Origin of the sequence: Erythrobacter donghaensis (assembly GCF_001557325.1) — a bacterium.
GTDB classification, from domain to species: Bacteria; Pseudomonadota; Alphaproteobacteria; order Sphingomonadales; family Sphingomonadaceae; genus Erythrobacter; species Erythrobacter donghaensis_B.
Genome location: NZ_LSJS01000031.1, coordinates 1 through 1396, shown reverse-complemented (window position 1 = coordinate 1396; position 1396 = coordinate 1). Strand labels below are relative to the sequence as shown.

The 1396-nt window shown below is 66.8% G+C and carries 2 protein-coding genes; both read left to right on the top strand.

What is annotated here, in order from left to right:
- Positions 1 to 739, top strand: a 739-nt coding sequence (locus AX692_RS00630; protein WP_230961023.1) for an SDR family oxidoreductase, incomplete at its 5' end; no start/stop codon positions are given.
- Positions 736 to 1396, top strand: a 661-nt coding sequence (locus tag AX692_RS00625; RefSeq protein ID WP_073977515.1) for a cytochrome b/b6 domain-containing protein, incomplete at its 3' end; no start/stop codon positions are given. The genes AX692_RS00630 and AX692_RS00625, both read left to right, overlap by 4 nt.

The window sequence follows — 1396 nt, the reverse complement described above, 5'->3', positions numbered from 1 at the left end:
CCGTATCGGTGCCGCGATCACGCGCCGCTTTGCCGCGGCGGGGTGGCACACGGTGATCCATTACAAGAGCTCCGCCGCCGATGCCGAGGCGCTCGCGGCCACGCTCCCCAGCGCCGAGACCATCGGCTTCGACCTCGCCGATGACGAGGCCGCCCTCGCCGCCGTGACGGCACTCGCCGCGCGCCTTCCGGGCTGGCACTGCCTCGTCAATTCGGCCTCGGTGTTCGATTACGATGCCGTAACCGGCCTCGACCCGGCGACGAACCGGATGGCGATGCAGATCAACGCGCTCGCCCCCGCCCGCCTCGCCCAGGGCTTCATCGCCCTGACAGCAGGACAGGCGGGGGTGCGCAGCGTGATCAACGTCACGGACATGAAAATTGAAAATACGAACCCCGATTTTTTCAGTTACACCATGTCCAAACACGCGCTGGCGGCCACCATCGGCATGCTGGCCAAGGGGAATTGGAACGGGGACGTGCGGGTCTATGGCCTTGCCCCGGGTGCCGTGCTGGCGAGTCACGACCAGCGCGAGGAGGAGACCGAGATTTCACACCGGATGAACCTCCTGGCCCGCAAGACCGGGCCTGACGAGATCGCCGATGCGGCACTGTTCCTGGCCGGCGGCGCGCTCGCGAGCGGGCAGAGCCTGTTCATCGACAGCGGTCAGCATCTCATGAACCAGCCGCGCGACGTGATCTGGCTTGCCCGCGAAGGGGCTCAAGGGGAACCGGCATGAAGAAACACGCGCTCTCGACCCGGGTGTGGCACTGGGTGAACGCCATCGCGATCATCGTGCTGTTCATGACTGGGCTCAACATCTCCAACGCCCACCGCCATCTCTACTGGGGCCACTACGGCTTCGATGCGAATGACGCATGGCTCCACGTGATCCGCTTCCCCGGCTGGGCGACGATCCCGGGGCACTACAACCTTGCCGTCGCGCGCGACTGGCACATCACCATGGCCTGGCCCTTCGGGCTCGGCGTGCTGTTCATCTGGGCGGCGATGCTGTGGAACGGCCACTTCCGCCGCGACCTGATGACCGCGCCGAAGGACTGGACGCCGGGGGCGGTGATCGCCTCGATCAAGGCGCATTCGGGGCCCAATGCTGGCGGCCATGTCCACGGCTACAACCCGGTGCAAAGGATCCTCTACGGCGGCGTCTTCGGCGTGCTCTTGCCGGTGATGCTGCTGACGGGCCTCGCGATCAGCCCGGGGGTCGCGGGCTTCGCGCCGTGGCTGGTCGATGTGTTCGGCGGCCGCCAGAGCGCGCGCTCGCTGCATTTCATCGCCGCCTGGGGCATCTTCGGCTTCTTCGTGATCCACATCGTCCTTGCCCTGCTCGACTGGCGGCTGATCCTCGAGATGTTTACCGGCGGCAAGCGGCCCGCCG